Source organism: Pseudomonas sp. B21-059, from assembly GCF_026016285.1.
Taxonomy (GTDB): Bacteria; Pseudomonadota; Gammaproteobacteria; order Pseudomonadales; family Pseudomonadaceae; genus Aquipseudomonas; species Aquipseudomonas danubii.
Genome location: NZ_CP087201.1, coordinates 746,045 through 769,353 on the forward strand (window position 1 = coordinate 746,045; position 23,309 = coordinate 769,353).

A 23,309-nucleotide genomic window follows, 5' to 3' on the forward strand; every position below is an offset into this window, starting at 1 on the left:
CGCAAAATATGTGACCAAGCACTTAAATCCGGTCATTTGCCAGCAGGGTGAGAGCGCTGCACTCCCGGCCAGCCGTTTCGCCGATGATGGGGCGTTTGTCAGGGAAAACCGGGGCACAGGCAGAGCTTAGACGCGGAAGGCTTGCACCGCCGTATGCAATTGTCCCCCGAGGTCCAGCAAGTTCTCGCCCTGGGCCCGGCCTTCGCCAATGCGCAGCAGGTTGTCGCCGCCCAACTGATGGATGCGCTCGCTGTGGTCGCGGATCTCGCTGACCGCGCCGCTTTGCTGGGCGGTGACATCGGCGATGCGCACGGCGGTGTCGGCGATGGTCTGGATCGCCCCGACGATTTCGTCCAGGGCACCGTCGGCGGCCTGGGCCTGGCTGGCGGTGGCTTCGGCGTGTTCCACCTGGGCACGCATGCCTTGCACCGATTGTTGCGCGGCGGCCTGCAGGCCGGCGATCAAGGTCTGGATCTCTGCCGTAGCGCCGGCGGTACGCTGGGCCAGGGAGCGCACTTCTTCGGCGACCACGGCAAAGCCGCGGCCCATTTCCCCGGCGCGAGCGGCTTCGATGGCGGCGTTGAGGGCCAGCAGGTTGGTCTGTTCGGCAATGGAGCGGATCACGGTCAGCACGCCGCCAATGGTGGCGGACTCCTGGGCCAGGTGCTCGATCATCTGCGCGTTGCCCTGTACCTCGCCCACCAGGGCGTGCAGCCCGGTCAGGCTCAGGCCTATGACTTTCTGCCCCTGTTGCACCGCAAGGCCAGCGCTGCGGCTGGCGTCGGCGGCCTGGCTGGCGTCACCGGCAACCTGCTGGATGGTGGCTTCCAGCTCCCCCAGGGCATCGCGGATCTGCGCGGTATCGCCGGCCTGGCGCTCGGCCCCGCTGTGCAGGCCGCTGCTGAGGTCAGCCAGGGCGCGGCTGCTGCCGGCCACTTGCTCGGCGTTCTGGCGAATGGTGCCCACCAGATCCACCAGGTAGGCCCGCAGGCGATTGAGGGATTCTTCGATGGCGTGCAGTTCGCGGTTGGTCTTGCCCAGTTGGATCGGCCGGCTGAAGTCGCCTTCGGCCCAGGTCGACAGCGCCGGGGCCAGGTTGGTCAGGACCCGGGCCAGCTTGCGCTGCAAGGTGTCGATGACCAGGGCGATCAGCAGGATCAGGCCGATCATCAGCCCCTGGATCAGCCGTACCTCGTCCTGGATCTGGCCGTGCTGGGCCCGCACCGCCGGTTCCAGCTCGGCGATGGCCTGGCGCACGGCGGTGATCTTCAGCAGGGTCGCGGCACTCAGGTCGGCGCGTTTCTGGATCTGCTCGCGGGTGCGCTGCAGTTCCGCCGGGTAGCGGTTGAGCAGGCTGTGGAGTTCGCGCTTGAGGCCGATGCCGGCGTCTTCGGCAGTGGCTTTCTGGGTGTTTTCCAGGCCCATCAGGGCGGCAAAGTCATCGGTGCCCGATTCGTTGCTGGCGGCCACCCCTAATAAAGGCAGGGCTTCGAGCCGGTCGGCCTGGGCCTTGATGTTGTTGACTTCGCGTTCGACATCGGCGGCCAGTTCGCTGCGGCCGCTGCTCACCAACTTGTCCCGGGCCAGGGACAGTTTGCCCAGGTGCTGCGCCGCGGTGAGCAGCAAGGGCAGGTAAGTGGCGCCTTCTGCGGTCTTGGTCCCGCTGGCGTACTGGCTGAGCTGTTCCAGGCTGGCCCCCAGCTCCCGCTCGGCCTGCAACAGCAGGGCCTGGGGATCGCCGGCCAGCTTGCCCGCGGCCAGCAGGTCGGTCTTGCTGAAGTCATCGAGGCTGGCCAGGCTCGGGCGCAAGCTTTGCGCGAGCTGCGGCGGCAGCTCGGTCAGTTCGCCTTGCAGGGCCTCGATGGCCTGGGCTGCGCTGCTCAGGCGCAGGGCGTCGCCGCTGGCCAGGTAGTCTTCGATATTGCGCGCTACCTGGTTTTGAAACTGCTGGGACAGTCCCAGGTAGCGCTCCATCAGCAGATAGGGGCGCTCCAGGGCTCGTTGCGACCACCAGAGCGTGGCCCCCAGGGCCAGGCAGACGGCAACTAACAACAGGGTATTGAGATTGGTCAGCAGCTTCAGGCGCATCAGGGCTCTACCAACGGCAAAAATGGTAAGCGCCTGAATTTATTGCGTTTGTATTACAAGGTTATGACCGAATCTGTGGATTCGGATGAAAAGATGGCACTTTGACTTGATTGCCGTGCGGCCTGCACTCGGTTGCGTCCGCCGTGCTTGGCGCGGTACAGCGCCTCGTCCGCCTGGCTGGCCATCATCAGGCTGTCGGAGTCTTCCTGCATCTCCACCACGCCGGCGCTGAAGGTGCACCACAGGTCTTGAGGCTGGGCCGGGTAATGGATCTCGGCAAAGCGCTGGCGGATTTCGTCCAGGACCTTGCAGGCGGCGTCCTGATCGGTGTCGGGCATGACGATGGCAAACTCTTCGCCGCCGTAGCGGCCGATGAAGTCGGTCTTGCGCAGGCGCTGCTTGAGAAACAGCGCCAGGCTCTTGATCACCCGGTCGCCCATGGGGTGGCCGTGGCTGTCGTTGACCCGCTTGAAGTGGTCGATGTCGAGCATGGCGAAGCTCAGCGGCTTGCCCTCGCGGCGGGCGCGGAAGCTGCAGTCTTCCAGCAGTTGCAGAATGTGGGTGTGGTTGTACAGGCCGGTGAGGCTGTCGCGGACCATCCGTGCCTTGAGGTTGCGGGCCCGGGCGGCGCGGTTGCGCACGGTGGTGATCAGGTGCCGCGGCTTGATGGGCTTGGTGAGGAAGTCATCGCCGCCTTCGCTCATGGCGTCCAGTTGCTTGTCCAGGTCGTCCTCGGCGGACAGGTAGATGATCGGCACACTGACATAACGGTCGTTGTGGCGGATCACCTTGGCCAGCTCGGTGCCGGTGCAGGCCGGCATGTACATGTCGAGGATGATCAGGTCCGGCTGGAAGTCCGCCAGCTCGGCCATGGCCTGGATCGGCTCGATCAGGGTGCGGGTGACGATCCCTGCGCTGTTGAGCAGGCGCTCGGTATGCAGCGCCTGGGCCCGGGAGTCGTCGATGATCAGCACCTTGTAAGGCTCGTACTGGGCGACGCAGGTCAGCACTTCGATCTTTTCCAGCAAGCTGGAAGCTTCCAGAGTGCCAGTCAGGAACTCCTGGCCGCCGGCGCGTACTGCCGCCAGGCGAGTCGGGGTGTCGGTTTCATGCAGGCTGAAGAACAGCAGCGGCAGTTTCTGCTCCAGGCCGACCTGGGCTTCGGCTGCCAGGGTCAGGCCCATGCCGGGGCCGCAGAAGTCCACATCAATGACGATCGCCGCCGGCAAGCGCTCGACCATGGACGAACGAAAGGCGGCGATGCTGTCCAGGGACTGGGCCGTGAGACCAAAGAATTCCAGTTGCTTGGCCAGGCGCTCGGCCCGGTCGTGATCCTGCAACATCACATAGATAGGTTTGCGCAACGGCGGCAGGAAGGTCTGTTCCAACTGGTCGCCGTGGCGCAGGCCGGTGCGCGACAAACGCTGCATCAAGCGATTGAGGTCGGTGATCAGGTTGCTGCTCAGGCGACCGCGATTGGCATCTACAGCCTCCAGCGATTGGCTGATGCTGCGGGCCAGTTGGGTATGTTCGGGTTGCTCGAAGCGTTCAGCGAAACGCAGCAGGCGCAGGTTGGCTTCGCACAGTTCCGACATGTCGGTGGTGGACCATTCGCTGCGTTGCAGACGCTGCCATATCTCAAGAATCTGACGTGCCTGATGAATTACCCGCTGGGCAAAGTGGTGCTTGAGGCGCTCACGGCTGGGGTCTTCTGGCTCGGTCATATCCTGACTACTAGGTAGGGTGCATGCTGAGGTCGACTGGTGGCTCTATGCTAGCACCACTTTTGTGTCCCATGAGTGTCGTACGTCAATAATGTGCAAGGCGGGGTTATTCAGTTCTTGACCCACTGGTCGCATAGGCTCTGGAGTGTGCTTCATTTATAGTGACCGCCTGATTCGCAATCATTGCGCGGCGCGCATTTGCCGGAAGATATATCCCGTCAAGGCAAGGCACGATGGAGTAGGGTTGTGGTCGAACCGATGAACCCAAGTGATTGAAAGGACATAGCCATGCTGGATTGGAAGAATCGCGCAGGTAGCGCGCCGGATCGTGCTGCCGAACCCAAGTCGGCGACACGCAGCTATTTCGGTGGCCTGCTGTTCAGTCGTGCCCTGGCCACCTTGCTGGGCCTGTACCTGCTGGTCACGGGCGGCCTGGGCTGGTACTGGAGTCAGGAACCTGCGCTGTTCCCGGTCCAGCAGAACGCCCAGATCGCTGCCGAGAAGGAAGGCCGGCAGATGGTGGTGGGCTACACCACCGTGGAAACCCTGAAGACCGTGGTCGGTACCTTGCTGGACAAGCCGGGTGGCTATATCTCCAACGACCGTTTTCCACCGGGCCTGTGGATGGACAACATGCCAAGCTGGGAATATGGCGTGCTGGTCCAGGTCCGCGACCTGACCCGCGCCTTGCGCAAGGACTTCGCCCGCTCCCAGTCGCAGTCCGCTGAAGACTCCGACCTGGCCAAGGCCGAACCGCGCTTCAACTTCGACAACAAGAGCTGGGTGCTGCCGTCCAGCGAGTCCGAGTACCAGGACGGCATCAATTCCCTTAGCCGCTACCAGGCTCGCCTCTCCGATCCAAACCAGAAGACCGCGCAGTTCTATGCCCGTGCCGACAACCTCAACAACTGGCTGGGTGATGTAGGGACGCGCCTGGGCTCGCTGTCGCAACGGCTGTCGGCCAGTGTGGGCCGGGTCAAGCTCAACACCGCACTGAAAACCGAAGTGCCGGCCCCGGGCCAGGGCCCGCAGGTGGATGAAGAAGTGGTGGAAACCCCATGGATGCAGATCGACAACGTCTTCTACGAGGCCCGTGGCCAGGCCTGGGCGCTGTCGCACCTGCTGCGTGCGATTGAAGTGGACTTCGCCGACGTGCTGGCGAAAAAGAACGCCACGGTCAGCGTGCGTCAGATCATCCGCGAACTGGAGGCCTCCCAGGAGCCGGTCTGGAGCCCGATGATTCTCAATGGCAGCGGCTTTGGCGTCCTGGCCAACCACTCGCTGGTCATGGCCAACTATATTTCCCGAGCCAACGCGGCAGTCATCGACTTGCGCCAACTGCTCAATCAAGGCTGATCCATGGTTGCGACCACCAATGAGGCGGCCCATCGCGCCGCCTCCGACGCTGAAGAAATAGCCTGGGTCGATGGCGAAGACCAACTGCTGGGGGCCATGGTCCGCTCGGAGCTGCGCGAGCGCGGCCTGATCGGGCGTGGCACCTACATCATGCTGTTCAATTCTGCCGGTGAGCTGTGCGTGCACCGGCGTACCCTGAGCAAGGCCATCTACCCGGGCTATTGGGATGTTGCCGCCGGTGGCATGGTCCTGGCGACTGAAAGCTATGCCGAATCCGCGGCCCGGGAACTGGAAGAGGAGCTGGGGGTGAGCGGCGTCGAACTGACTGCCCATGATCACTTCTTTTTCGAGGACACCGGCAACCGTCTCTGGTGTTCGGCGTTCTCTGCCGTGTGGGACGGTCCGCTGCGTTTGCAGCCGGAAGAAGTCCTGGAAGCGCACTTCATTCCCCTGGATCAGGTGCTGCGGGAAATCCACGAAAAGCCCTATTGCCCGGACTCCTTGGCCGCCTTGCAACGTTATCTGGCCCGACGTCGTTAAAGTTGCATAAATTGACGCTGATTGGCTCTTAGCAACCGGGCTTTTTGCCGTTACACTGCGCGACTTTTCAAGCTGAACCGATGCTGCTTCTTAAATAAGGGCGCCCGGCTCAGTAGCGCTGCCCCTGCCTGAGTGGGGCTTCGCGGTCGATGGCACCGCCATGTGCTTCGACCAGTCTTTGTCCTCCCAAGAGGATTGCCGGTGGCCAAAAAAGCCGCATCCTTCGCCGCCCTTGGTGGCCTGGTGTTTTCCACCGACGCAGGTCGACATTGCCCGGACTGTAGCCAGCCGGTGGCCGCCTGTATCTGCAAACAAACCGTGATTCCTGCCGGCGACGGCATTGCCCGCGTGCGTCGCGAGAGCAAGGGTCGTGGCGGCAAGACGGTGACCACCATCACCGGCGTGCCTCTGGCCGAAGACGCCCTCAAGGAGCTTGCCACCACGTTGAAGAAACGCTGTGGCACCGGTGGCGCCTTGAAGGACGGCGTCATTGAAATCCAGGGTGACCATGTCGAGCTACTCTTGGCGGAACTGGTCAAGCACGGTTTCAAGGCGAAGAAGTCCGGCGGCTAGCAGCCTCTGTGAAAACCACCTCTGACTGGACGCTGTCTTGATTGGCTCAGGACGCAGGTGTCGTCTCCATGGTTTTCACAGAGCCTGTTCATGAACGGTTTCTAAACTCAGCACGGCAGGCGCGGTCTATTGCGCTTGCAGGCTAATCGTCATTTTCATTCTTTAGACTGCGCCGACCCCGGATTGGGGTGGCGCTCTATGACTTCTTTATAGGGGACTTCGATGTCCGTACGACGCACACGTAAAGACGATGGCAGCCAATGGACCGTTGCGGACAGCCGCAGTGTCTACGGGATTCGCCATTGGGGGGCCGGGTATTTCGCGATCAATGACGCCGGTCGCGTCGAAGTTCGTCCGAATGGCCCGAGCAGTTTGCCCATCGATCTGTTCGAACAAGTCGAGGAGCTGCGCAAGAGCGGCTTGTCCCTGCCTTTGCTGGTGCGCTTCCCGGACATCCTCCAGGACCGTGTACGCCAGCTGACCGGCGCTTTCGACGCCAACATCGCGCGCCTGGAATACCAGAGCAAGTACACCGCCCTGTACCCGATCAAGGTCAACCAGCAAGAAGCGGTGATCGAGAACATCATCGCCACCCAGAACGTCTCCATCGGCCTGGAAGCCGGCTCCAAGCCGGAGCTGCTGGCGGTTCTGGCCCTGGCGCCCAAGGGCGGCACCATCGTCTGCAACGGGTACAAGGACCGTGAGTTCATTCGCCTGGCGCTGATGGGCCAGAAGCTTGGCCACAACGTGTTCATCGTCATCGAGAAAGAGTCCGAAGTGGGCCTGGTGATCGAGGAAGCGGCCTCCCTCAAGGTCAAGCCACAGGTGGGCCTGCGGGTGCGTCTGTCGTCCCTGGCGTCGAGCAAGTGGGCCGACACCGGCGGCGAGAAATCCAAGTTCGGCCTGTCGGCGGCGCAACTGCTGTCGGTGGTGGAGCGCTTCCGCGCCGCCGGCCTGGACCAGGGCATCCGCCTGCTGCACTTCCACATGGGCTCGCAGATCGCCAACCTGGCGGACTACCAGCACGGTTTCAAGGAAGCCATCCGCTACTACGGCGAACTGCGCAACCTCGGCTTGCCGGTGGATCACATCGACGTCGGTGGTGGCCTGGGCGTGGACTACGACGGTACCCACTCGCGCAACGCCAGCTCGATCAACTACGACATGGACGACTACGCCGGCGTGGTGGTGGGCATGCTCAAGGAATTCTGCGATGCGCAGAACCTGCCGCACCCGCACATCTTCTCCGAGAGCGGCCGTTCCCTGACCGCCCACCACGCCATGCTGGTGGTGCAGGTGACCGACGTCGAGAAACACAACGACGACGTGCCGAAGATCGAAAACAAGGAAGAGCTGCCGGAAACCGTGCAATGGCTGGTGGACCTGCTGGGTCCGACCGACATCGAGATGGTCACCGAAACCTACTGGCGCGCCACGCACTACATGAGCGACGTGGCGGCCCAGTATGCCGACGGCAAGCTGACCCTGGCCGAAAAAGCCCTGGCCGAGCAGTGCTACTTCGCCGTGTGCCGTCGCCTGCACAACTCGCTCAAGGCGCGTCAGCGTTCCCACCGCCAGGTGCTGGATGAACTCAACGACAAGCTGGCGGACAAGTACATCTGCAACTTCTCGGTGTTCCAGAGCCTGCCGGACACCTGGGCCATCGGCCAGGTGCTGCCGATCCTGCCGTTGCACCGTCTCGACGAAGAGCCGCTGCGTCGCGCGGTGCTGCAAGACCTGACCTGCGACTCCGACGGCAAGATCAAGCAGTACGTCGACGAGCAGAGCATCGAGACCAGCCTGCCGGTTCATGGCCTCAACGAGGGCGAGGACTACCTGCTGGGGATCTTCCTGGTGGGCGCCTACCAGGAAATCCTCGGCGACATGCACAACCTGTTCGGTGACACCGACTCGGTGAACATCTACCAGCGGCCCAATGGCAGCGTGTACCACGCCGGGATCGAGACCCACGACACCATCGAAGACATGCTGCGTTACGTGCACTTGTCGCCGGAGGAGTTGATGACTCATTACCGCGATAAAGTGGCCAGCGCCAAGATCAGCGCCGCCGAGCGCACCCAGTTCCTCGACGCCTTGCGCCTGGGCCTGACCCGCTCGTCCTACCTGTCGTCCTGAAGGCCCGGGCATCCCCAGTGATGCCTGTTCCGTTCCGGCACAAAGCCGCGCCCTGCGATGGAGGGCGCGGCTTTTTTTTGAACTGTTTCCAGGTTCGCCACGCAAGAGGGGGCCCCGTTCCATTTCAGCTAGCCTGCAAAGAGGCGTCCATGGTGGGCGCAACGAGGCTTGCTGATGCTCAATACATCGAAAGGCGCCTGGCGTCTGCTGTTCGGCACCCTGGTGCTCAGCCTGCTGGCGGCCTGTTCACCGCTCAAGGCGCTTAATTCCCTGACCCCCGACAGCACCTTTATCAAGACCCGGGACATTGCCTATGGCATCGATCCACGGCAGAAGCTGGATGTCTATCAGCCCCGGCAGGCGGTTCCCGGTGCACCGGTGGTGGTGTTCTTTTACGGTGGCAGTTGGAACAGCGGCTCGCGCAACGACTACGACTTTGTCGGCGAGGCCCTGGCCTCTCGGGGCATGGTGGCGGTCCTGGCGGACTACCGGCTGTATCCACAGGTGCGCTATCCGGCCTTTCTTGAAGACGCGGCCCGTGCCGTGGCCTGGACCCATGAACATATCGGCGAGTTTGGCGCCGACCCGCGGCGGTTGTATCTGATGGGGCATAGTTCTGGTGCCTACAACGCGGCCATGCTCGCCCTGGACTCGCGCTTGCTGGGGCAAGTCGGGCTGACGCCGCAGATCATCAAGGGCTGGATCGGCCTGGCCGGGCCCTATGACTTTCTGCCGATCCGCAACCCTGAGGTGCGCCCGGTGTTTTTCTACCCTGATTCGCCGCCGGACTCGCAGCCGATCAACCACGTCAGCCGTGGCGCGCCGCCGGCGCTGCTGATAGCGTCCGATGATGATTCGCTGGTCAACCCACAGCGTAATACCGGTGGCCTGGCCAGCAAGCTGCGAGCGGCAGGAGTACCGGTGCAGGAGTTCTATTTCTCCCGCACTGGCCACGCCACGCTGGTGGCCGCCTTGTCTCGCCCCTTGCGTGGGCTGGCGCCGGTACTGGATCGGGTCAGTGGTTTTGTCGAGTCGACGCCGACTCAGTGAGCCCCGGCAAACCAGCCGTCGCGCCGCTCCAGGTGCCAGGCGAAGGCTGCCAGGGTCAGGCTGCGCAGGAGCATGAACAGCAGAAAGGTCAGCCACAGGCCGTGGTTGCCGAAGCCTTGCAGGCCCCAGGCGAAGGGCAGTAGCAGGAGCACAGTGAGGAGCATGCCGTTGCGCATTTCCCGGGCTCGGGTGGCACCGATGAACAGGCCGTCCAGCAGGTAGCTCCAGACGGCGATCAGGGGCAGTACGGCAAGGTAGGGCAAATAGGTGAAGGCGGTCTGGCGGACCTCGGGAATGTTGGTCTGCATTTCGATGAACAGGTGGCCGCCCAGCAAGAACATCAGCGCGAATCCCAGGCTGGCCAGCAATGACCAGCCACCGGCCACCACCAGCGAACGGCGCAGGGCCTGGCGATCGTGGGCGCCGATGGCGTGGCCGCACAGGGCTTCCACCGCGTGGGCCAGTCCGTCCAGGGCATGGGCGGTGAGCAACAGGCCGTTGAGCAGCAGAGCGTTGGCTGCCACCGTGGCATCCCCGAGGCGGGCGCCTTGTACGGTGATCAGGAAAAACACCGATTGCAGGGCCAGGCTGCGGATGAAGATGTCACGGTTCACTGCCAGCAGCGGGCGCCAGCTCTGCCAGCGGCGCAGCGCGGCCCAGACGATCCGTCCCGGATAGGCGCGCAGGGCCGGCCGGGTCATGGCCAGGCCGATCAATGCCCCGGTCCATTCGGCGATCACCGAGGCCCGGGCCGAGCCCACCACGCCCCAGTCCAGGCCCAGGACGAACCACAGGTTGAGCGCGATGTTCACCAGGTTGGTACTGAGCAGGATGGCCAGCGGTGCCCGGGCATTCTGGGTGCCGAGGAACCAGCCCACCAGGGCGAAGCTGGCCAGGGCCGCTGGCAGGCCCAGCAATCGAGTGTGGAAGAATGCCCGGGTCATCTGGTCCAGGCCCGCCGAGGGTTGCATCAGGTGCAAGGCCGCGCCGCTCAGCGGCACGCCGATGGCCCCCAGCAGCAGTGCCAGGCCCAACGCCAGCAACAGGCCCTGGAGGAGGATCTGGCGCAGGGCGGCACCGTCGCCGCGGCCGGCGGCCTGGGCGGCGAACCCGGTGGCCCCCATGCGCAGAAAACCCATGGCCCAGGCCAGGAAGGTATAGAGGCTGGCGCCTACTGCCACGGCCCCCAACTGATGGGCGTGGGGCAGGTGACCGATCACGGTGCTGTCCACCAGGGCCACCAGGGGCACGGAAATATTCGACAGGATCATCGGCGCGGCCAGGGCCCAGACGCGGCGATGGGTGGGGCGATGATGCCAATCGGTGATCAGGGGGGACATGCGGGCTCCTTGCGAGAGCCGGCATTGTAGCCTCGGCGACGAGAGGCGCCGAGGTTTCAGAAGGGGATCAGTGAATGATCCAGCTCAGCAGCCAGAGACCGAGCACCAGCCAGATGATGCCGAGGATGATCGAGGCGCGCATGAAGGCGCGGATCGCCGAGTAGAGGAACATCAGGCCGATGATCAGGCCAATGATGCTGACAATGGAGGTGTCCATCCCCAGGGCCCGGGACAGTCCGTCGACGAAGTTGCCACCGGCGTGGGTCAGGGTATTGAACAACCCGCTGAGCAGGTCGACGATAAACCGGATGACCGAACCTATGGCCTGGCCAAGCCACTCGAAGAAACTTTCTACCTGCATGTGTGCGTCCTGATGAAAGAGGGGGCGGGTGCCCGAGCTCAACCTTGGGCCATGAATGCCCGCAGCGAGTTCCCTGTTAAGCATAGAAGCTGCCGGGGCCGCTCATTCTGTAGGAGCCGACCGGCCGGCGAAAGCACTCTTGCGTCCCACGGCTATCCCCCGGAAGCTATACGCCTTCAGGAGACCCCGATGAATCTAGAGCAACTGACCCAACGCCTGCACGCCATTCGTGACCACAACGATTGGCGGCAATTTCACAGCCCGAAGAACCTGGCCATGGCCGCCAGCGTCGAGATGGCGGAGCTGGTGGAAATCTTCCAGTGGCTGACCGAGGAGCAGTCGCGGCAACTGCCCGCGGACAAGCTGGCTCACGCCGGACAGGAGGTAGGCGATATCGTCCTCTACCTGCTGTTGCTATGCAGTGAACTGGGACTGGACATGGACCAGGTGGTGCGCAGCAAGCTGGCGGACAGCGAACGGCGGTTCTGCTCATGAGTGATCGGCATTTCGACCAGTTGGCGACCCGTTTCGCCGAGAAGATCTATGGCGGCGCCAAGGGCGCGATCCGCCTTGCGGTGCTCCAGGCCGACCTCAAGGAATGCCTGCCCGAGCGGCCGCTGCGGGTGCTGGATATCGGTGCCGGCCTTGGGCACATGTCTCTGTGGCTGGCCCAGCACGGGCACCAGGTGACGCTGGCCGAGCCCGCCGCGCCGATGCTCGAAGGCGCCCGCCAGCGCTTTGTCGAGGCCGGTCAGCAGGCGACCTTCATCCAGGCGCCCTGGCAGGAGTTGTTGGGGCAGCTCACCGAGCCCTACGACCTGGTGCTCTGCCATGCGGTGCTGGAATGGCTGGCCGAGCCCCACGCGATCCTGCCGGTACTGCACCAACTGACCAGCGCCGATGGCTGGCTGTCCCTGGCGTTCTATAACCGCGATGCCCTGGTTTATCGCAATCTGCTCAAGGGCCACTTTCGCAAGCTGCGCAAGAACGACATGGCCGGCGAGAAGCAGAGCCTGACCCCGCAACAACCGCTTGATCCGCGCGAGCTGGCGGCGCAACTTGAGGGCTTGTGGCGAGTCGAAACCCAGAGCGGAGTGCGGGTTTTCCACGATTACATGCCGGTGGAATTCCAGGCTCGCGCCGAGCTGACGGATTTGCTTGAGATGGAATTGGCTCACCGCCGACACCCAGGTTTTGCCGGGCTTGGGCGTTATCTGCATTGGCTGTGCCGGCCGGTCTAACGGAGTGCGCAATGAAACGCCGCCTGGGTCTGATCTTCCTGTGTTCCGGGCTTGCCGCCTGTCAGGGCAGCAATCCCTACGTCGCCAGTAGCAAGCCCCTGCCACCGGCGCCGCCGCAAGCGGCCAACACCTTCGACCGCAGCGCCTATCCGGCGCCGCAACGGGACTATGGGCGCTACCGCAACTGGGCCTGGCTCAATGGGCGCCTGCCCAACGGCTCGGCCTGGGCCGACTCGGCGCAGATCGCCGAGGCGGTCAGCAATGCCCTGGATCAGCAGGGTTTGCGACCGGTGCAAGACCTGCGTCCGGCGGACCTGTGGGTCAGCGCCGACCTGCACCTGGAGAAGCGTCTGCGCCAGGTCCGGGACGATTATGGTTATGGCGGGTACGGGGGGTACAACCGCTACGGGCCGGGTTACGGCATGTACGGCAGCGTGCCGGTGGTGCGCACCTACGAGGTGGAGGTCGTGGTGGTCCGGGTCAATCTGTTTGACGGCGCCAGCGGCCAGCCGGTGTGGAGCGCCAGCGCCGAGACCAGCAGCAGGGGCAGCCTGAGTGAACGTGCCGATTCGCTGCGTGAGGCAGTGCAAAAGGCCATGGCCGCCTATCCTCCCAGTTAGTTGAACGATGCCCGTTTTTGCTCTTCACGCGGAGAAACAGCATGTTCCATCGAATCGCGTTACTGGTGTGTGCCGCCTTGCTCAGTGCCTGCGCTGCCGACCAGATCAATCATGACTTTGACGCCAGCCGGGACTTTGGCGCCTACCGCAGCTGGAGCTGGAAAGAACCCGCCCTGCAATATCGCCCCGACGATCCGCGCATCAAGAGTGACCTGACCGAGCAGCGCATCCGTCAGGCGGTGGCCGAGCAATTGGACCAGCGGGGTCTGCGCCCGGCCCAGGGCGGGAGCCGGGCAGACCTGAATGTCCAGGCGTATCTGATCGTCGAGGACCGTCAGCAACAGGTCACCACCCACTATGGTGGAGGCTGGGGTGGCCCATGGAATGGCTACTGGGGCGGCCCGATGTACAACGAGACCCGTAACATCACCTACAAGGTGGCGACCCTTCAGATCGACTTGCTGGACGGTAAGGACGGCAGGCTGGTGTGGCGTGGCAGTGATGAACAAATGCTCAGCAGCTCGCCCAATCCCGCCGACCGCACGACTGCGGTGCGTACTACGGTGATGCGAATCCTGCAGAACTACCCGCCGCACTGAGGCCTTTACCAGGCAGGAGCACCGGCTTTGGCAAGCGCCACAGGCAGCCTGTGGCGCGCCTTTGCGCCGACAGTCAGGCGAGCTGGCAGCCTGCCAGCACAGGCCCGGGCCTTTGACTACACTGCTGTGCATCGATGGAGAGTGCGCTCGGCTGCGAGCCGGTAAAGGAGTGCCCCGATGTCTCCTCTGAAGCGGTTTACCGGCCCGGCCCGTCAACGTGGCGCCATTGGCCTGATGGCGGCAACGACCCTGGGCCTGGCGCTGTTGCTGATGCTGCTGGTGGTAGACAGCGGCCGGCTCTACATGGAGCAGCGCAAGTTGCAGCGGGTAGCGGACAACGCGGCGCTGGAAGCCGTCAGCCGTGGCGGCAATTGCCTGGCCGGCCTGACGGCCGCCACCTATGTCGGGCAGAGTGCAGTGCGCAATGGCTTCGTCGTCGCCGCCGGCAATACCCTGACCACCAACTGCGGCTTCCTGAGCACCGGAGCCGACGGTTTGCGTACCTTCAATGCCAACCCGGCGCAGTCGGCGGCTGTGCAGGTAATCGCCACTAACACCGTCCCCATCAGTGTGGCCTCGGGTGTTGCTGCGCTGTTCTCGCCAGGTCCGATCAACCTCACCACGCAGCTCACGGCCACAGCCGTTGCGGCTGCACCAACGCCGCCGCTGGCGCAACTGAGCATTCGCAGCACCATCGCCACCGTCAACAGCGCCAACTCAGCGTTGCTCAATGCCCTGGTGGGCAACATGCTCGGCGGCAGCGTGAACATCAGTGCCGTGGGCTGGAATGGCCTGCTCAACAGCGATATCAATTTGCTGAGCTACCTCGACCAACTGGCCATCGACCTGGGCGTCGCCGCCGGCAACTACACCCAGTTGCTCAACACCCAGGCGAGCCTGACCCAACTGATCCAGACTGCCGCCACCGTGGTCCAGGCCAATGGTGCTACCGCCGACCTACTGGCGGCCCTGGGGAGCCTGCAGGCGGCGGTGAGTGCTCAGATACCGGAGCTGGAACTGGGGGACATCCTGAAACTGCAGACCGGTGCCGTGTCCACCGCGCTGGATGCCAACGTGCAGCTGTTCCAACTGCTGCAAGCGATGGTTCAACTGGCCAACAGCAAGAGCGCGGTGGCGGCGGTAATACCGGCCAACCTGCTGGGCCTGGCCAGTGTGACGGTCAGGGTCAAGGTCATCGAGCCACCGCAGTTCTCGGCGGTCGGTGACCCTCGGCTGGCCATCCTCGATCCGTTGGGGCCCAATCGCATCTATGTGAGCACAGCCCAGGTACGGACGCTGATTTCGGTCAACCTCACGGGCCTGTCCGGGGTGACCGGCCTGGCCAACGCCGTGCTGGGGCTGGTGGGTTCGCTGACGCCGACCCTCAACAGTGTCCTGAGCCTGGACCTGGCGGCCACCATCAACTCCGTGGGCTGCCTGCTGGGCGCCGGGTGCCAGCAAATCGACCCACAAGTGCTGCCTTCTCCGCGAATCGACATCAACCTGGAGTTGGGGGGCGCCAAGGCCTACGTCACCAACTACAGCTGTCCGACGGGCAACACCGGAACCAAAAGCCTCACGGCGTACAGCGAATCGTCCCTGGCCGACATCAAGGTCGGGCAGATTGATCCCAACACGACGTTCTCTTCCTCGACGCAACCTGTGGTGACGCCGCTGCCGATCATCGACCTGGGCATCTGGACCTGTCGCAAGATTCTCGGGATCGGCAGTTGCGGGCCGGCGCGCACAGCCTTCGCCGCCGGGGGCATCGGCATCAAGGTCGACAGTTCGCTGGGGCTCAGCCAGACCGGGCCGAACGTGGGGCGGGACCTGACTTACTCAAGCGGTGCGCCGGATTTTGCTGTCCCCCCGAACGTCAACCAGACGCCGAGCTACCAGAACGCTGCCCCGACCAACAACCTCGTCAACAGCCTGTCGGGCACTATCTCCGGGATCAGCCTGCAGGTTTACCAGCCGGTCAGCGCCAACCTCCTGGGTTCGGTAGTGGCGGGCGCGGGGGGGCTGATCAATGGTGTCACCAGCCTGATCATGCCGCTGATCAGCAATCTGCTGAGCCCCTTGCTCGATCCGCTGTTGAACAACCTGCTGGCGGCATTGGGGGTCAGCCTGATGGACGTCCAGGTCGGTGCCAACCTCACCTGCGGGCAGACGGGCAGGGCCTATCTGGTGATCTGATCCGCCTGGACAATTGGCAGCTCGATGCAAAAGCGCGCGCCGTCCTGGCCGTTGCTGACACTCAGGCGACCGCCCATGTTCTGGACTATGCCGTAGCTCACCGACAGACCGAGCCCGGTGCCGACGCCCACCGGCTTGGTGGTGAAGAAGGGTTCGAAAATCCGTTCCAGCAGCCGCGGGTCGATGCCACCGGCGTTGTCCTCGACCCACAGGCGCACCCACTGTTCGTCGCGCTGGCCATGTACGGCAATCCAGGGTTTGAAATCCTTCTGCTGCCCTTGCTTGCCCAGCAGGGCGTCCCGGGCATTCACCAAAAGGTTGATCAGCACCTGTTCCAACTGGTCGACAAAGCCCAGCACCTGAACCTCGAAACCCAGCTCGCTGATACGCAGTTCCAGCCCCTTGCCACGCATGCCCTCGGCCAGCAGCGACAGGGTCCCCTCGATGGCCTGGGCCGGATTGAAGGGCTGTTGCTCCACCTCCGAGCGCCGGCCGAATACCCGCATGTGGTCCACCACTCGAGCGGCCCGCTGGACCTGAGCGTCGATGCGATGGAGTTTTTCGGTCAGGTAGTCGACCTGGATATCGCCACTGTTCAGGCGCTTGAGCACATTGACGATGGCCATGCGCATCACGTTGAGCGGCTGGTTGATTTCATGGGCCAGGCCGGTGGCCATTTCCCCCAGGGTGGCCATTTTCGCGCTTTGCGTCAGTTGCTGCTGGGAACGCCGCACTTCGGTGTTGTCGCGGCCCACGGCCTGGATTTCCAGCAACTGCCCCTGTTCATCGAATACCCCACGATCCGACCAGACCCACCAGGCGTGTTCACGCCCTGGCAGTTGCAGGTTGATCTCGGCGGTGCTGACCGGAAACTCCGGGCTCAGCAACGTGAGCCGCCGTTCAAAACCCTCGCGCTGCTCGGCGGACAGCCACTGTCCGAGATTGCTCCCCGGCAGATCTTCGGCGGCGCACTCCAGGTAGGCCGCCAGCGGCCGGTTGCCGAAGGTCAGGGTCAGGTCCGGGCGGTAGCGGCAGATCATCGCCGGTGAGTCTTCCACCAGAATCCGGTAGCGCTCTTCGCTCTGGCGCACGTGCTCGGCGGCCAGGGTGGCTTCGGTGACGTCCAGCCACAGGCCAACCGCTTCCACCGGCAGGCCCAGGTCATTGCGCAGCAGCCGGGCTTCGTCCAGTACCCAGTGAAAGTTCCCCTGGCGATCCCGGAGTCGGTAGCGGGCATGGACATTGCCCTCACGCAGCAGTTGGCGACAGCGCTGGAAGTACAGGTCGCGGTCCTCGGGATGGACCCAGTCCGCCACGGCGCCTTCGTTGCAGTCTTCCAGGCTCCAGCCCAGCAGCGGTTGCAGGCTGGCGCTGAAAAAGCTCGGTTGCAGGGCGCCTTCCAGGTAGCGCTGGACATAGATCACCGCCGGCGAGCTGGCGATCAGGTTATCCAGGCGGGCATGGGCGGCAGCGGCTTGTTGCTGTTGGTTCTTGATATCGCTGATATCCAGCATGAACCCCACCAGCCGTTGCTGTTCCCCTCGTCCCAGGGCCTGGCCCTGCAAACGGTACCAGCGCGTCGCTGCGCTCGGGTCAGCTTCGTGCAGGCGGGCGCAGAGCAGCAGCGGCTTGCCCAGCTTCAGGGCCTGCAGGCGGCTGTTGAGTTCGGCGCGGTCGGCGGGGTGAATCAGTTCCAGCCAATCCTGGACGCTGAGTCTGTTGCTGTCGGCGGGCAGTTGCAGGCTGGCGGCCAGTGGCTTGGCCAGCAACACCTCGGCCGTGTCGGCGCGCAGTTCCCACCAACCGGTGCCCAGCAGCCCTTGCAGGGCTTCCAGGCGCTCCAGGTGCAGGTGATGACGCTGTTCCCGCAGGCGGCTGAGCAGTGGCCCGGCCAGGGCCGCAGTGAGCGCCAGCCAGTCGCGGTCCAGCAGGTTGGGCGCGTGTTGCTGTACGGCGTAACAGCCGCACAGCAGCCAGGCCGCGACGCCATGGTCGTCCCGGTAGGGCACCAGAAAACCTTCGCGATGACCGAAGATGCCCTGCAATCGCGGGTGTTCATTCAGGCCCTGGATTTGATTCAGATGCAGCGGTGTATTGCCGCTCAGGCTATCCAGGCCAGTCCCCAGGTCCTGGTCGTCATGCCACAACCGGGGCGAGTCATGGGCACTGTAGCAACTGTGGATGACCCAGCTTTGTTCCTGTTCGTCGAGCAAGGCCAGGCCCAGGCAGGGGATGTGCCAGTAGCGGGCCAGGTCGGCGAGCTGGTCGTGCAGCACGTCCGGCAGGCGGGTCAGGTTGCACAGGCGGATCTGTTCGCTGATCTGCGCGGCGAAGATCTGGCATTGCTCACGGCTCAGGGCCTGTTGGCGTTGCTGGATCAGGTCGCCGATGTCCAGCAGATGCAGCAACCATTGCGAGCCCCAGGGTTGGAGCCAGCCGCGCAGGTGCAAGGTCTTGCCACCCAGCCCGCGCAGGTCCAGGTCCAGCACTTGTCCGCTCCAGTCGGCGGGACGGCCTTCCAGGGCCAGGGTGCTGCCGGGCAGGATGTAGTCCAGCAGGTGCGGTGGTTCGGCGCTGGGGGGCAACTGGGCCAGCCCATGACGCAATGGCCCGCTGCTGGTGAGGACCCGGCCCTGGGGGTCGAGTACCAGTTGCAGGCCAACAGCCTGGGGCGGGACCCGGGACTCGTCGGCGGGGAGTGGCTGACGGCCCAGCAAGCGTCCAAGCAGCTTGTCACCAGAGGTCAAAATTGCACACTCGAGATGGCGCTCAGGTTGGTGGGCAGGTTGGGCACCGGGCCGACCACCGGTAATACCAGGCGCGGCAGTACCTGGGTGAGTTTCTGGGTGGGGTAGTCGATCCGTACTGTGAGTACGCCGTTGGCGTACACCGCGCTGTGGTCGGCGGCGGCGAAGTTGAAGGCCGGCGGAATCCAGTTGGTCTGGTTCTGCACCACGGTGTTGGCCAGGTCCTGCACCGTGGTGGCGTAGTCGTCGATATTGGGGTCGACCGCCACGGCCCGGCGCACGGCTTCAGCGGTCGCCTGGTTGAAGGACTGCATCAGCAGCAGCGGCAGGCTGTAGCTGACCAGGCCGTAAAACACCGCGAAGAAGATCACGAACACGGCGGCGAATTCGATCGCCACAGCACCTTTCTGCTTTCTAGGGAGGCCCGGTTTCATGAGTGCGTCTACCCTGACAACCACTATGTCCATTGAGCATAGGATCAATCCGGCAAAAGGAACCCTCTTAGGCGATGCATTTCTGGGTTTTGTGGATCTGGTTGGCAATCTGCGCGCTGCAGGATCTGCGTCAGCGGCAGATCGCCAACAGCTTGACTCTGGGCGTCGCGCTGCTGGCCGGCCTGTACCTGTTGTGGACCGGCAGTACCTGGCTGGGGGCCAGTGCCGCACAGGGTGGTTGGGCATTGTTGCTGGCCCTGCTGTTCACTTTGCCCGGGTATGCCATGGGGCGGATGGGGGCGGGGGACGTCAAGTTGATGGCGGCCCTGGGGCTGCTCTGCGACCCAGAGCACTTACTGGGGGCCTTTATCGGCGCTGGGCTCTGCAGCCTGGTGTGGTTGCTGATCGCGCCCAGGCTCTGGTTTCAGCAGAAACAAGGGCTTGCCCCCCAAGCGGGAGGGACCGGCAGGCGCTTGTCAAAAAAATACCCATTTGCCCCCTTTGTACTGGCTGGAATGGTCTTAACTGTGAGCGTGATCCATTAGTCGCCGGACTGATTAATGCGATGTACATAGTCGGAAAGTGGGTCTAGGTTTTTATGTGTAGCTGCCTGGATCATGCGAGGCAGGACAGGAGTGGCCAGTCGACGAATGGCCCGCACGGAGTAGCACGTGAACAAGCTCACCTCACAGATGAAAGTGCTCGTGGTCGATGATCAGCCACTGATTGTCGAAGAACTTTGCGAGTTTCTTGAAAGCAGTGGTTACCGTTGTGTTCCTTGCGAGTCCAGCCTCCAGGCGATGGAGTGCTTCAACAAGGACCCGGAAATCTCCCTGGTGCTCTGCGATCTGCACATGCCGGATATGGACGGCATCCAGCTGGTGCAGGAACTGCAGCGCCTGGCCGGCAAGCATCGGGTGTTCGAAGCCATCATGCTCACCGGGCAGGCGGACAAACAGGACGTGATCAAGGCCCTGCGCGCCGGCATTGCCGATTACTACCAGAAACCCATCGACCTGGACGAACTCCTCGAAGGCCTGCAGCGTCAGGAAGTCGCCTTGCAGGAGCGGCAGAAGAACCTGCACCTGGGGCACCTGAACCAGAAGCTGCAATTTCTTTCGGAGTCCATAGACGATCTCTACCAGGACCTGGACAAGGTCCGGCGTACCCCCGCCGCCAGTCGCAGCGAGGAGTCTCAGGGCGACAGCGCAGACGCTGATGCCATCGAGATTCCGGCCATCTTCAACCAGCTGTCGCCACGACAACTGGACGTGGCGCGACTGGTGGGCAAGGGGCAGACCAACTACCAGATCGCCTGTGAACTGGGGATCACCGAAAACACCGTAAAACTCTACGTTTCCCAGGTCCTGCGGCTGACCCACATGCACAACCGCACGCAACTGGCCCTGGCCTTGTCACCGAGCAATTCGGGGCTGCGCCAGCGGGTCACCGCCCACTGATAACGAGCAGTGCATGGCGGCGGTGATGAGCTCACCGCCGCTCGATTCCCTCCTGGCTACTTGGTTTCCACCTTGCCACCGGCATCCGGGTCGTACAGGTCCGGAATTTCGTAGTGGTATTTTTTCAACCAGCGTTGCAACGCCAGCTCACGTTCCGTGGGGGTCGCCGACTGTGGCTGCGGCGAGGCGGCCAGGTTGCGGCTTTGCAACAGCAGCCAGCCTTCGGTCTCCTGCTGCTGGGGCGAGGCGGGGCCTGCATCGATGGCTTGGGCAGCCAGAGGGATCGTCAGCAGGGCGGTGCAGCAGAGCATGGGCAGTTTCATTTCAGCGCTCCTTGGACGGCGTGGCCTCGGGCTGCAGGGTCGTGGAACCCTTCGCCACCTGGGGCACGGAGGCCGTGGTTGTCGCGGGTTTCCCCAGCGCCTCGGCGCGGGCCTGGGCCTGGGAAAATTGCTGGGGATTCAGGTTGGCCTGGCTGACCACTTCGGCGGCCTGCTTCCAGTTGTCCTGATAAAGCAACAGGGTCACCAGGTTGATGGCCGCCAGCGGCTCGGACTGCTTGAGCTCGATGGCGGTGAGGAATTCGAAGCGTGCATCTTCGATGCGCAACTGGTTGAGGTAGACGACCCCCAGGTCGTTGCGGATTTTTTCATTGGTCGGTGCCAGTCGCGCCGCCCGTTGCAGGTGAGCCTGAGCCTGGCCGTTGTCCCCCCGGGCCGCCGCCAATTGGCCCAGGCCATGCTCGCCCTCGGCGGCCAGGCAGGAGCCCAGCAGGCTGCGGTACAGTGGCTCGGCCTCATTACGGCCCAGCAGGCGGTAGACCCGGGCCTTGCGCACCCGCACTTCGGCGAGGTTGTCCGGCAGGTTCTGCAGGTTGGCCAGGCTGGCGTGCAGCTTGCCGTCGTTGGCCATCTCATCGGCGAGGTTCACCGCCAGCTCCTGCTCTGAGCTGAGCTTGGCGCAACTGGCGGAGTGGGTCAGGGCTGCCCACGGCACCTGGCCGTTGCTGGCGCATCCGCCGAGCAGCAACAAACTGGTGGCGACAATTATGGCTTTCATCAAATTCCCTCTAGGCAGCAAAGGCCCGGGCGATGGCGGTGAAGCCCGGCCCGGCCAGCACGATCAACAAGGCGGGGAAGAGAAACAGCATCATCACCACCGACATTTTGGCCGACATTTTCGATATGTATTCCTGCAGGCGAGTCAGGCGCCGGTCGTCGAGCAACTGCTTGAGGGCCTGCAGGGATTTCATCGCCCCGCCGCCTTGCAGTACCAGTTGCTGGAGAATCACACAGGTGTCGGTGAATTCGTCCACCGCCAGCAGGGTCGCGGTCTGGCTGAGCTCCTGGCCCAGCTCCAGGCCCGAATCGACCCGTGCCAGGATCAGGCGCAACTCGTGGGTCAGTTCCGGCAGCAGCTTCCCGGCTTCGTTGCTCAGGACCCGCAGGGCCTGTTCCACGGCCATGCCCGACTCGAACAGAATGCGCAGCAAGGGAATGAAGGTCGAAATCTCCAGGGCGATCTGTTTCTGCCGGCGGTGAGCGGCGTAGGCCAGGGCGCGCTTGGGCAGCAGATAACCGGCCCCGGCCGCCAGCATCGGTACCAGCCATTTGCTTTGCGCATTGGGGAATGCCACTTCCTGGACAAAGATCACCAGGCACACCGCCAGCACCGGGGTCGCGATCTGGCTGGCGGCGAACAGCGAGCGCTGGCTGGCGCGACGCCAGCCCAGACGGTTGAGCAGGGTCTGGGTCTCGCTGTCCATGCTGACGGCGCGCTGGCCGAAGCGGCTGTCGCCCAACTGTCGCAGCCAACTGCCCAGGCGGTTGTCACGAGTCAGGTTGCCTTGCAGGCGCTGGGCAACCTGGCGCTCGCGCCGGCGTTGCTCCAGCACGCCGTTGCCAAGCAGCAGCAAGGCACCTAAAAACAGCATCGCAGCGGCCAGCAGAAGCATTTCAGATACTCCTCAACATGCGCCACAGGGCCAGGCAGCCGAAGATCTGCAAGCACACGGCAGTGATCAGCATTTTCTGTCCGGAAGGGTCGTGCCACATGCCCAGCATGTAGCCCGGGTTGGTGAGCATGAAGTAGCCCACCAGCAGCAGCGGCAGGGTTCCCAGGACCCAGGCGGTCATGCGGGTTTCGCCGGTCATCGCGCTCAGTTGTCGGGCCCCTTGTTCCCGCTCGCGAATCAGCTTGATCAGGTTTTCCAGGAGCTCGCTGGCGTTGCCGCCATATCGGTGATTGACCTTAAGGCCCAGGGCGAACATGCGTAACTCGTCCTGTTCGTAGAACTCGGCGAAATCGTTGACCGCGTCCGGCAGATTGACCCCCAGTTGCACGTTGCGCTGGATACGCCCCATGGCTTGTTTCAGCGGATCGTTACTGGCCTCGATGGCTCCCAGCACGGCGTCTGCCAGGGTGCGTCCGGACTTCAGGCTGCGCACGCTGTGATCCAGCAAGGGCGGCAGTTGCTCGATCATGCGTTTGAGCCGGCGCTGGTACAGCCAGGCGATATACAGCCGCAACAGCAGCGGTGGGCCGAAGAGGCAGCCCAGCAGTCCGAGCCAGTCCCCCAGCAGGTAGCCCAACAACATCAGCACTGCCCACACCGCCAGCCACAGGCCCAGGCGCTCACTGGGCTGGCCCAGGCCGGCGCGGGCGAAGGCGCGCTCCAGGCCGATCCATGGACTGCGTTGCGGGCTCAGCTCGGGTTGCCCTTCGGCCAGCCGGTTGAGCACTCGCTCACGCTCGGTCTTGCGCACACCGTGGTAGAACAGCCAGCCGGAAAGCCCCAGCAGAATCAGGCAGATCAAGGTAAGCAGCAGGCCGATCATGGGCTAC

General features: G+C 63.7%; 22 protein-coding genes. 12 read left to right on the forward strand and 10 right to left on the reverse strand.

The annotated features are described in order from the left end of the window. Nucleotides 1-126 precede the first annotated feature (126 nt). Nucleotides 127-2,088: a methyl-accepting chemotaxis protein gene (locus LOY69_RS03320; RefSeq protein ID WP_265074127.1), complete on the reverse strand. Its 1,962-nt coding sequence runs from the start codon at nucleotides 2,086-2,088 to the stop codon at nucleotides 127-129. Nucleotides 2,089-2,141: 53 nt separating this feature from the next. Further along, nucleotides 2,142-3,812: a response regulator gene (locus LOY69_RS03325; RefSeq protein WP_102862995.1), complete on the reverse strand. Its 1,671-nt coding sequence runs from the start codon at nucleotides 3,810-3,812 to the stop codon at nucleotides 2,142-2,144. A gap of 288 nt (nucleotides 3,813-4,100) precedes the next feature. Between LOY69_RS03325 and LOY69_RS03330 the strand changes: the two genes are divergently transcribed. The 5 genes from LOY69_RS03330 to LOY69_RS03350 all read left to right on the forward strand — a co-directional run bounded on the left by LOY69_RS03330 (nucleotide 4,101) and on the right by LOY69_RS03350 (nucleotide 9,467). Further along, entirely contained in the window at nucleotides 4,101-5,168 is a 1,068-nt protein-coding gene (locus tag LOY69_RS03330; protein ID WP_102862996.1) for a DUF2333 family protein, read from the forward strand. A 3-nt stretch (nucleotides 5,169-5,171) separates the two neighbouring features. After that, nucleotides 5,172-5,708: an NUDIX hydrolase gene (locus LOY69_RS03335; RefSeq protein WP_092319250.1), complete on the forward strand. Its 537-nt coding sequence runs from the start codon at nucleotides 5,172-5,174 to the stop codon at nucleotides 5,706-5,708. 201 nt (nucleotides 5,709-5,909) lie between these two features. Beyond that, entirely contained in the window at nucleotides 5,910-6,281 is a 372-nt protein-coding gene (locus LOY69_RS03340) for a translation initiation factor Sui1 (RefSeq protein WP_015634001.1), read from the forward strand. 222 nt (nucleotides 6,282-6,503) lie between these two features. Further along, nucleotides 6,504-8,417 (forward strand): arginine decarboxylase, encoded by a 1,914-nt coding sequence (gene speA / locus LOY69_RS03345; RefSeq protein WP_102862997.1) that lies wholly within the window; start codon nucleotides 6,504-6,506, stop codon nucleotides 8,415-8,417. Between the two features lie 174 nt (nucleotides 8,418-8,591). Beyond that, on the forward strand, nucleotides 8,592-9,467 hold the full coding sequence (locus tag LOY69_RS03350; protein WP_265074128.1) for an alpha/beta hydrolase: 876 nt from the start codon (nucleotides 8,592-8,594) through the stop codon (nucleotides 9,465-9,467). Here the strand turns inward: LOY69_RS03350 and LOY69_RS03355 are convergent. Further along, nucleotides 9,461-10,807 (reverse strand): MATE family efflux transporter, encoded by a 1,347-nt coding sequence (locus tag LOY69_RS03355; protein WP_110650868.1) that lies wholly within the window; start codon nucleotides 10,805-10,807, stop codon nucleotides 9,461-9,463. The two genes, LOY69_RS03350 and LOY69_RS03355, sit on opposite strands and share 7 nt — an antisense overlap. Nucleotides 10,808-10,874: 67 nt before the next feature. Then, nucleotides 10,875-11,168, reverse strand: a complete 294-nt coding sequence (locus LOY69_RS03360) for a hypothetical protein (RefSeq protein ID WP_102863000.1) — start codon at nucleotides 11,166-11,168, stop codon at nucleotides 10,875-10,877. Nucleotides 11,169-11,357: 189 nt separating this feature from the next. On the opposite strand from LOY69_RS03360, the gene LOY69_RS03365 reads away from it, so the two are divergent. From LOY69_RS03365 to LOY69_RS03385, 5 genes are all read left to right on the forward strand, one after another. Further along, a complete protein-coding gene (locus tag LOY69_RS03365) occupies nucleotides 11,358-11,663 on the forward strand; it encodes a MazG-like family protein (protein ID WP_102863001.1) in 306 nt (101 codons plus the stop codon). Continuing rightward, nucleotides 11,660-12,409, forward strand: coding sequence for a methyltransferase domain-containing protein (locus tag LOY69_RS03370; protein ID WP_265074129.1), 750 nt, complete (start codon nucleotides 11,660-11,662; stop codon nucleotides 12,407-12,409). The genes LOY69_RS03365 and LOY69_RS03370 overlap by 4 nt, the downstream gene beginning before the upstream one ends. An 11-nt stretch (nucleotides 12,410-12,420) precedes the next feature. Continuing rightward, nucleotides 12,421-13,029, forward strand: coding sequence for a DUF4136 domain-containing protein (locus LOY69_RS03375; RefSeq protein WP_102863003.1), 609 nt, complete (start codon nucleotides 12,421-12,423; stop codon nucleotides 13,027-13,029). 41 nt (nucleotides 13,030-13,070) lie between these two features. Next, nucleotides 13,071-13,628 carry a DUF4136 domain-containing protein gene (locus tag LOY69_RS03380; RefSeq protein ID WP_102881942.1) on the forward strand — a complete coding sequence of 186 codons (558 nt, stop codon included), beginning with the start codon at nucleotides 13,071-13,073 and terminating at the stop codon, nucleotides 13,626-13,628. A gap of 177 nt (nucleotides 13,629-13,805) precedes the next feature. After that, nucleotides 13,806-15,824 (forward strand): pilus assembly protein TadG-related protein, encoded by a 2,019-nt coding sequence (locus LOY69_RS03385; RefSeq protein WP_265074130.1) that lies wholly within the window; start codon nucleotides 13,806-13,808, stop codon nucleotides 15,822-15,824. On the opposite strand, the gene LOY69_RS03390 is transcribed toward LOY69_RS03385, so the two are convergent. Together LOY69_RS03390 and LOY69_RS03395 are read right to left on the reverse strand one after the other, a co-directional pair. Continuing rightward, on the reverse strand, nucleotides 15,809-18,571 hold the full coding sequence (locus LOY69_RS03390; RefSeq protein ID WP_265074131.1) for an ATP-binding protein: 2,763 nt from the start codon (nucleotides 18,569-18,571) through the stop codon (nucleotides 15,809-15,811). The two genes, LOY69_RS03385 and LOY69_RS03390, sit on opposite strands and share 16 nt — an antisense overlap. Next, complete coding sequence (locus LOY69_RS03395; protein ID WP_110595487.1) at nucleotides 18,568-19,005, reverse strand: TadE/TadG family type IV pilus assembly protein; 438 nt, start codon at nucleotides 19,003-19,005, stop codon at nucleotides 18,568-18,570. The genes LOY69_RS03390 and LOY69_RS03395 overlap by 4 nt, the downstream gene beginning before the upstream one ends. Nucleotides 19,006-19,079: 74 nt before the next feature. Here LOY69_RS03395 and LOY69_RS03400 point away from each other — a divergent pair, with 74 nt between their 5' ends. After that, nucleotides 19,080-19,550 (forward strand): prepilin peptidase, encoded by a 471-nt coding sequence (locus tag LOY69_RS03400; RefSeq protein ID WP_265074132.1) that lies wholly within the window; start codon nucleotides 19,080-19,082, stop codon nucleotides 19,548-19,550. 126 nt (nucleotides 19,551-19,676) lie between these two features. Then, nucleotides 19,677-20,465: a response regulator transcription factor gene (locus LOY69_RS03405; protein ID WP_110595489.1), complete on the forward strand. Its 789-nt coding sequence runs from the start codon at nucleotides 19,677-19,679 to the stop codon at nucleotides 20,463-20,465. Between the two features lie 56 nt (nucleotides 20,466-20,521). Here LOY69_RS03405 and LOY69_RS03410 read toward each other — a convergent pair whose 3' ends face one another. The 4 genes from LOY69_RS03410 to LOY69_RS03425 are packed head-to-tail and all read right to left on the reverse strand — an operon-like array spanning nucleotide 20,522 to nucleotide 23,302. Next, nucleotides 20,522-20,788, reverse strand: coding sequence for a DUF3613 domain-containing protein (locus tag LOY69_RS03410; RefSeq protein ID WP_110650856.1), 267 nt, complete (start codon nucleotides 20,786-20,788; stop codon nucleotides 20,522-20,524). Nucleotide 20,789: 1 nt separating this feature from the next. Beyond that, nucleotides 20,790-21,524 (reverse strand): tetratricopeptide repeat protein, encoded by a 735-nt coding sequence (locus LOY69_RS03415; RefSeq protein WP_265074133.1) that lies wholly within the window; start codon nucleotides 21,522-21,524, stop codon nucleotides 20,790-20,792. 10 nt (nucleotides 21,525-21,534) lie between these two features. Further along, nucleotides 21,535-22,419 carry a type II secretion system F family protein gene (locus LOY69_RS03420; protein ID WP_102863012.1) on the reverse strand — a complete coding sequence of 295 codons (885 nt, stop codon included), beginning with the start codon at nucleotides 22,417-22,419 and terminating at the stop codon, nucleotides 21,535-21,537. 1 nt (nucleotide 22,420) lies between these two features. After that, the gene (locus tag LOY69_RS03425) at nucleotides 22,421-23,302 is read right to left on the reverse strand and encodes a type II secretion system F family protein (RefSeq protein ID WP_102881935.1); all 882 of its coding nucleotides are present in this window, start codon (nucleotides 23,300-23,302) and stop codon (nucleotides 22,421-22,423) included. Between the last annotated feature and the right edge of the window lie 7 nt (nucleotides 23,303-23,309).

Coding starts and splice junctions, on each gene's coding strand:
- LOY69_RS03365 (WP_102863001.1), top strand. CDS start 11,358: ATGAATCTAGAGCAACTGACCCAACGCCTGCACGCCATTCGTGACCAC.
- LOY69_RS03400 (WP_265074132.1), top strand. CDS start 19,080: ATGCATTTCTGGGTTTTGTGGATCTGGTTGGCAATCTGCGCGCTGCAG.
- LOY69_RS03375 (WP_102863003.1), top strand. CDS start 12,421: ATGAAACGCCGCCTGGGTCTGATCTTCCTGTGTTCCGGGCTTGCCGCC.
- LOY69_RS03360 (WP_102863000.1), bottom strand. CDS start 11,168: ATGCAGGTAGAAAGTTTCTTCGAGTGGCTTGGCCAGGCCATAGGTTCG.
- LOY69_RS03415 (WP_265074133.1), bottom strand. CDS start 21,524: ATGAAAGCCATAATTGTCGCCACCAGTTTGTTGCTGCTCGGCGGATGC.
- LOY69_RS03320 (WP_265074127.1), bottom strand. CDS start 2,088: ATGCGCCTGAAGCTGCTGACCAATCTCAATACCCTGTTGTTAGTTGCC.
- LOY69_RS03370 (WP_265074129.1), top strand. CDS start 11,660: ATGAGTGATCGGCATTTCGACCAGTTGGCGACCCGTTTCGCCGAGAAG.
- LOY69_RS03395 (WP_110595487.1), bottom strand. CDS start 19,005: ATGAAACCGGGCCTCCCTAGAAAGCAGAAAGGTGCTGTGGCGATCGAA.
- LOY69_RS03385 (WP_265074130.1), top strand. CDS start 13,806: ATGTCTCCTCTGAAGCGGTTTACCGGCCCGGCCCGTCAACGTGGCGCC.
- LOY69_RS03355 (WP_110650868.1), bottom strand. CDS start 10,807: ATGTCCCCCCTGATCACCGATTGGCATCATCGCCCCACCCATCGCCGC.
- LOY69_RS03350 (WP_265074128.1), top strand. CDS start 8,592: ATGCTCAATACATCGAAAGGCGCCTGGCGTCTGCTGTTCGGCACCCTG.
- LOY69_RS03335 (WP_092319250.1), top strand. CDS start 5,172: ATGGTTGCGACCACCAATGAGGCGGCCCATCGCGCCGCCTCCGACGCT.
- LOY69_RS03410 (WP_110650856.1), bottom strand. CDS start 20,788: ATGAAACTGCCCATGCTCTGCTGCACCGCCCTGCTGACGATCCCTCTG.
- LOY69_RS03425 (WP_102881935.1), bottom strand. CDS start 23,302: ATGATCGGCCTGCTGCTTACCTTGATCTGCCTGATTCTGCTGGGGCTT.
- LOY69_RS03325 (WP_102862995.1), bottom strand. CDS start 3,812: ATGACCGAGCCAGAAGACCCCAGCCGTGAGCGCCTCAAGCACCACTTT.
- LOY69_RS03330 (WP_102862996.1), top strand. CDS start 4,101: ATGCTGGATTGGAAGAATCGCGCAGGTAGCGCGCCGGATCGTGCTGCC.
- LOY69_RS03380 (WP_102881942.1), top strand. CDS start 13,071: ATGTTCCATCGAATCGCGTTACTGGTGTGTGCCGCCTTGCTCAGTGCC.
- LOY69_RS03420 (WP_102863012.1), bottom strand. CDS start 22,419: ATGCTTCTGCTGGCCGCTGCGATGCTGTTTTTAGGTGCCTTGCTGCTG.
- speA (WP_102862997.1), top strand. CDS start 6,504: ATGTCCGTACGACGCACACGTAAAGACGATGGCAGCCAATGGACCGTT.